The following is a 7,032-nucleotide window of genomic DNA, read 5'->3' on the forward strand; positions in this document are numbered from 1 at the left end:
AAAAGTCTTTTAATACTATAATTACAGATTCTTTTCAACGATTACTTCCATCAGATTTCTATAATAGTTATAGGTTTCCAATTGTGCCCGGAACATTTTTTCTTTTGGCCTTTTGCGGTATTTGTTCTCCAGATTTTCAGAATGCAAACGGGCTTTTACATTTCCTTTCCAGCCAATATTAAAGGTTTCAATCAGTTCTTTTTTGATGCCTTCATCATATATCGGACAGGTTACTTCCACCCGGGCATCCAGATTACGGGTCATAAAATCAGCAGAAGAGATATACACTTCCGGATCGCCTTCATTACCAAAAATATACACACGGGAATGTTCCAGATAATTATCTACAATACTAATGGCTTCAATGTTTTCACTCATTCCCAAAACACCCGGGATCAGCGAACAGATACCGCGAACCACCAGTTGAATCTTCACACCTGCCCGGCTGGCTTCATAAAGCTTGTCGATCATTTTAAAATCGGACAGGCTGTTCATTTTCAGCTTGATATAGGCTTCTTTTCCTTCCAGGGCATTCGTGATTTCACGCTCAATGAGTTTTACAAATTTGGAACGCGTATAATGAGGGGAAACAATCAGGTGTTTGTAACGGTGTACCCGGTAATTCACGTCAAAGAAGTCGAAAATGCGGTTAATATCCCTTAAAATCGGCTGATGACTGGTTAACAGCGTGACATCCGTATATATTTTAGCGGTGGATTCGTTGAAATTTCCGGTGGAAATAAAGCCATAACGGAATATCTTACCATGTTCAATACGTTCAATCACGCATATTTTGCTGTGTACTTTCAGTCCTTTTACCCCAAAAATAAGTTCGATACCTTCCGTTTGCATCTGTTCGGCATAGGAAATATTGCTGGCTTCGTCAAAACGTGCCTGCAATTCAATTTGTACCGTTACTTTTTTACCGTTTTTGGCCGCATTGATTAACGAGCTGATTATCTGGGAGTTTTTGGCTAAACGGTATAAGGTTATTTTAATGGAGTTTACTTTCGGATCCAGCGCGGCTTCCCTTAAGAATTTAATCATATAGGAAAACGACTGATACGGCGCATTGACCAAAAAGTCCCTTTGTTTGATTCGTTCCAGTATGCTTCCTTCAAGGCTTAGTCCTACAACCGGCAACGGCGGATTTTGGCGGAATAATAGATCATAACGACCTAAATTCGGGAAGTCCATATAATCGCGTCGGTTGTGGTAACGTCCGCCGGGAATAAGACTGTCCGTAGCATCGATCTTCATTCGCGTCAGGAAAAAAGCCAAGGTATCTTTATCGATAGACTGGTCGTATACGAATCTTACCGGCTCGCCTATTCGTCTGTCTTTTACACTGGTTGATATCTTTTCGATCAAGCTTTTATTTAAGTCGGAATCGATATCCAGTTCCGCATCACGGGTGATCTTAATCATGTGTGCCGAAATACTTTCATAATCGAAAATATTGAAAATTCCGTGCAGGTTGTAACGGATCACGTCATCCAGAAGGATAATGTGCTGCTTGTCGCTGCTGGACGGCAATACCACAAAACGGTTAATGGTTTTCGGGATTTCCACTACGGCATAACGCACTTCATTCTTTTGAATGATGTCGTCAGAAACAGAATGCTCTTTTGTTTTCATAACGAGCTTAACCGCCAAATAACCGGAGGTATCTTTCAGCAATGGAAATTCATCCAGATCGTTCAGGATAATGGTAACCAGTTCCGGACTTACTTTCTGGATAAAGAATTCTTTGATAAAGTTTTGCTGTTCCTTGTTGATTTCCGTTTCGTTAATGATAAAGATATTTTCTTTTTCAAGCATTTTTTCAATAACGCTCAAAATCCGTAAGCTTTCGGATTGCTGTTCGATAACAATCTCGGTAATATCTTTAAGTAACTGTTGGGCCGAAATTCCGCCAAGAATCTTTTCACCCGATATGCCTTCCATACTTAAGCGGCGTATGGCAGCATAACGTACTCTGAAAAATTCATCTAAATTATTCGAAAATATTCCTAAGAACCGAAGTCTGTCTAATAAGGGAACACTTTCATCTGCTGCTTCTTGTAAAACTCTTGCATTAAAGGCAAGCCAACTTTTTTCTCTGTCTATATATCTGTTTTCGTGGGATGTCATACTTTTAATTGCCTTGGAAATAAGGTTTTTATTGTTTTCCCTTTATGTATCGAATCCCAACTATCCTGTTCGAATGAAATGGATACGAAGCCTGCTGTAGGAACGTTTTCGATATAAAGGTCTCCAAATTTATTAACAAAATCTGTGATTGCCTCATTATGTCCGAAAAGAATTAAGCTGTCAAATCTGTTTTCACATTTTTTTATAACGGATTCCAGATTCTTACCGTCAAAAGTGTATAAATCATCTTTCAGAATTACATTTTCGTAGGGAATGGAAATGTTCTGTGAAAAGATCATGGCGGTTTCCTTTGCTCTTTTTGCAACACTGCACCATACTAAAAAGGTCTTGGGCAAAAATTTTGTTACCTGACTAAAAATTATGTTAGCGTCATTAATCCCCCTTTTGGAGATTGGTCTGTCAATATCTCTTGATGGGGTATCCCAGCTTGATTTTGCATGACGAATGAGAATTAAATTTTTCATGATCAGACTATTTATTCTATAAAGTAAGTCAAAAAAAAGGAAAAATGCCAGTCAAAGAGTATCAAAAAAATGTTAATTCACAGATAAAAAAAGTAGTTTAATCGAAAAACCCTACGAAAATAATGTCCTCCCGTTTTATTTAAATACTTTAGTCTTGTCAAAATACAGTTTTATTAAAAAAAATAGCTATTTTTTGGTTTTAAAGTTAAAATACCACTATAATACTTTACGATCATTAATACTTTTTCACAAAACGGTATTTAGACTGCAATGGCTATTTGCGCTATTGTAAATTCCACTTTCCAAATCTTTTAACTTACCAGTTGAGTCTACAATTGTTTTTGCTTGCCAGAAACGAGCAAACTATTCCATGACTTTACATTTCGGTTTTTCTACAGGTGTTAAAACAGCATGATTTTATCGCCCCGGGACTTCCTATGCTTTTTTTTCTGAAACTAATTTAATTAAATATTTGATCATGAACCCTTTTAAATGTTATCAAGTAGTATTCTTTCTGCTTTTCCTCACGGCAGAAATTGGGCAAGCCCAGACTTTTATATCCTACGAAGCTTTAATGAATGACGGATATAGAAGTGGAAAAAATGAAACAGGTTTTAATTATGATCTGGTGAAATCATTTTTAAAAGATCTGCATCCCAAACTCTATCTTCTGAACGGTAAAACGAAAGATCTGTCCCAGGGGCATATTTCCAGCGCAGAAGTAGATGTCCGGTCGCTCCAACAGCTGTTAACGATGGACAACACAGCATTACTCGAAATGCTGACCATTAAAATCAGTGTAAATGATGCTTCTAAAATTGACCTGACGCAGCTGGGAAAATTTAAGAATCTTAAATACATCCATATCATCTGTGATTTTAAATGTAATGAAGATTACATCAAAAGACTTTTCCTGAATAATCGTACGGATTATTTAATCATTTATTCCATCTCTATTCCAAGTTAAAGGTTTTATAATAAACACTATGATTATGAAAAACTTTACTCATCAAAATAAGATCAAAACGGCAAACAGCCTGGGTTTCCTATTGCTGTTGCTGCTTATGATTTCTTCAATTGAGACGTTTTCGCAGGTAAAAGTTCCTTTTACACAAAGAGCTTCTCAATATTCTCCAACCCGAAAAATTTACAGCATTCAGGGCGATTTCACGATGATTGGAAATACCAATCTGACGCTGGTAAATTATGGAGATGAAACGGCCAACAGTAATAATGACATGCAGTATGTTGATGTGGACAGCGATTCGAATACGTTCAATTCCTCATCGGCTACTTTGACATTTTCAACAGAAAACGGCGCGATTCCAAGCTGTTCCAAAATTATCTATGCAGGTTTGTACTGGTCCGGAAGAGCTTCCAACGGCAGCAGCAGTCCGGATACTTTTTCTGTTACTAAAAATGTTCCCGGAACACCACAGGTAGTTAATAATAATCAGACAGTAGGACACAACAACAGCATTACGAACACCCAGTATTCAATGGCAGTGACCCGTCAGGGAAGCAGCAATAGCTACTATACCCGCTATGAATTTACCGGAAACGGCGATAATGTTCAGTTTGAGTTCCAGAATTCCAGTCCGTATATCCGCTACAGAGTGAATAGCGGCAGCTGGATCAATCCGACCAATCAGGTAGTAACCAATTCCGGAAATACCAGAAGTGTTTCTTTTGATCCGGTTACGATTTATACCGAATCCGGCGGTATTACTTTAACGGTAAATGCGCTGGACAGGGATTCCCGACAAAACAGATCGACCTCAGAATACCAGTCGACTTCGTTTGCCTATACCAATGTAACCGGAACCATTCCAACTACAGTATCGGTAACCAAAAATTTTGACAAAAGAGTCGTTTCCATTAAAGGTCCGGGAGCTCCCGGCTATACTCCGGTTACGGCCAACACCAACGATATTTATTATCCGCAGTCATCCGACGGTTTTATGTATTCGGCTTATGCCGAAATAACCGATTATGTGATCCAATACGGTTTGGGTAATTATACGGTAGCCGATGTGGCCATGATTGAAGGCAATGGTGGTTCTACCGGTTATTACGGCGGCTGGGGAATTGTCGTGATCTATGAAAATTCCAAAATGAAATGGAGAGATATTACCTTATTTGACGGTCATGCTTATGTACAGGGAAATACGGTAACCAATTTCGAATTGCCGGTTTCCGGTTTTAACACTGTTCAGGCCGGTCCGGTAAACTTAAAATTAGGTTTAATGGCCGGTGAAGGCGACCGTGGTATCAGCGGGGACTATTTTAGTATCCAGAAACAAAGTGACAACAGCTGGCTGGATTTAAACCACAGCGGAAACACTACCGGAAACTTTTTTAATTCCTCCATACAAACCGGCGGTAATACCCGGAATCCGAACCTGCTTAACAATACAGGGCTCGACATCAGTATGTTTAACATCCCGAACGCGGGTAATGCTGTTATTACCAATAATCAAACGGCTACAAAATTCCGTTACGGTTCCACTCAGGATACCTATGTTATTTACACCATCGCCATGGCGGTAGATGCTTATGTTCCGGATCCTGAAGGAATCGCTTCAGTACTTACGATTAATGGTGTTCCGGCAGGCCCTGGCCCGTTGAGTGTTTTACCCGGCCAGGAGATCGAATATAAAATAAAAGTGCAGAATCAGGGTACGGAAGCCATTAACAATGCCGTCGTAAAAATCCCGATTCCTTTTACAACCACTTATGTTGCCGGCAGTGCGAACGGTACGATACTGTTTAGCCCGGCGCCTACTCCAAATGCGGTATCTTTTGATCCTTCACAGGGAGCAAATGGTTCCGTAATATGGAATATCGGCACACTACCCTTACCTCCAAATCCAAATGATGTTTTAGGCGAATTGACCTTTAAATTAAAAGTTACCGAAGATTGTAGTATACTAACCAATCCGAATTGCCATCCTGCCGCCATTATTTATGGCTATATCAATGGTGTAGGAGCAATTTCCGGTGTGGTGATAAATACCAAACCTTTTATTCAGGGGTATACGTCTTCCGGTATGTGCCAGGGCGAACCCCTCACCGATCCGTTGACAGTCAATATCGACTCACAGAACTTTGTTAGTCAGCATTGCCAGAATACGCCTACTCAAATAGCCTTTACCTTTTGTAACAGTAACGGAAGTATCGCTGTTTCACAAATAAGCAGTGCTTTTCCTCCGGGAACACGGTTTTATAATCAGTATCCGGTTACGGCAAATGCTATAGAATATACCTCATCCAACCCATTTCCTGCAACTTTAGGAACCCAGACCTATTATGGTGTGCCTCCGGGAAATACGGGATGTTACTATACCTTTAAAATTACTGTAACGGCAAGCCCTATTTTAACCGGACCTGCAAATTATACTTTGGAAGGCTGTAGTACCAATGCGATAACAGGACTTGCCTATAGCGAAACACCGGTTACAATAACGTTAGCCCAATTTTTAGCAGCCGGCGGTACAACAACCAACCAGTCTATGAGCTATACAATTTCGTATGTTGATACAAAATCCGGTTCTTGTCCGTTAGTGATTACCCGAACTTTTACAATCAATAGTTCCTGTGTGACCAATCTGAATTTTGTTCAGCAGATAACCATTAAAGATACTACTCCACCCGTTGCCCCGGCTCCACCTGCTAATATTACCTTAAGCTGCGGAAGCCAGATTCCGGCAATGATCAATTTAACAGCAACAAACGGCTGTGATAATGATATTAATGTGGCTGGTGTTGATGCGACAACTTTTGGAAACTGTGCCGGAAACTACTCTGTTTTACGTACCTGGACCTTTACCGATGCGTGTGGCAACAGTACTTCCGTATCCCAAACAATTACAATCAGTGACACGGTACCGCCAACATTTACCGCTCCGGCCAATACTACTATTTATGCCAATGCAAATTGTAGTTATGATGCCTCTGTTGCCGTAACCGGCGATGTAACCAATGAAGCCGACAATTGTTCGACAGGATTACAAGCCACTTATACAGATGCTGTTGCTAATGGCAACTGTCCTGGTTCTAAAATCATAACCAGAACATGGACGTTAACCGATGCCTGCGGCAATGCGGCTACCAGTCAGAACCAGATTATCACTGTATTGGACAACACCCCGCCTACCATTACCGCACAAGCGCAAAACTTAGCGGTGAGTTGTGATGGTCAGGGCAATCAGACCCAATTACAAAACTGGCTGAACTCCAATGGTGGCGCTACCGCTAATGATAATTGCAGTACCGTTACCTGGACCAACAACTTTAGTCCGGTAACCAATAACTGTTCGCAAAGCGTTGTTGTGATTTTTACCGCTACTGATGCCTGTGGCAATAAAGCCACTACCCAGGCAACCTTTAGCGTTAGCGATACCGTTCCTCCTGT

General features: G+C 40.5%; 4 protein-coding genes. 2 read left to right on the top strand and 2 right to left on the bottom strand.

The annotated features are described in order from the left end of the window. Positions 1–21: 21 nt before the first annotated feature. Positions 22–2,133 (bottom strand): polyphosphate kinase 1, encoded by a 2,112-nt coding sequence (gene ppk1, locus BGO42_RS02930; RefSeq protein ID WP_273245872.1) that lies wholly within the window; start codon positions 2,131–2,133, stop codon positions 22–24. Then, positions 2,130–2,618 carry a SixA phosphatase family protein gene (locus BGO42_RS02935; RefSeq protein ID WP_177734391.1) on the bottom strand — a complete coding sequence of 163 codons (489 nt, stop codon included), beginning with the start codon at positions 2,616–2,618 and terminating at the stop codon, positions 2,130–2,132. The genes ppk1 and BGO42_RS02935 overlap by 4 nt, the downstream gene beginning before the upstream one ends. Positions 2,619–3,096: 478 nt before the next feature. Between BGO42_RS02935 and BGO42_RS02940 the strand changes: the two genes are divergently transcribed. Both BGO42_RS02940 and BGO42_RS02945 read left to right on the top strand, forming a co-directional pair. Then, the gene (locus BGO42_RS02940) at positions 3,097–3,585 is read left to right on the top strand and encodes a hypothetical protein (protein ID WP_177734390.1); all 489 of its coding nucleotides are present in this window, start codon (positions 3,097–3,099) and stop codon (positions 3,583–3,585) included. Positions 3,586–3,610: 25 nt separating this feature from the next. Then, the coding region (locus tag BGO42_RS02945) for an HYR-like domain-containing protein (RefSeq protein WP_502686355.1) at positions 3,611–7,032 on the top strand (3,422 nt) is incomplete at its 3' end.

Source organism: Flavobacterium sp. 40-81 (assembly GCF_001898245.1).
Lineage (GTDB): Bacteria > Bacteroidota > Bacteroidia > Flavobacteriales > Flavobacteriaceae > Flavobacterium > Flavobacterium inviolabile.

Bases quoted from the DNA above. Each gene is read 5' to 3' on its own strand.
- ppk1 (WP_273245872.1), bottom strand. From the start codon at position 2,133: ATGACATCCCACGAAAACAGATATATAGACAGAGAAAAAAGTTGGCTT.
- BGO42_RS02935 (WP_177734391.1), bottom strand. From the start codon at position 2,618: ATGAAAAATTTAATTCTCATTCGTCATGCAAAATCAAGCTGGGATACC.
- BGO42_RS02940 (WP_177734390.1), top strand. From the start codon at position 3,097: ATGAACCCTTTTAAATGTTATCAAGTAGTATTCTTTCTGCTTTTCCTC.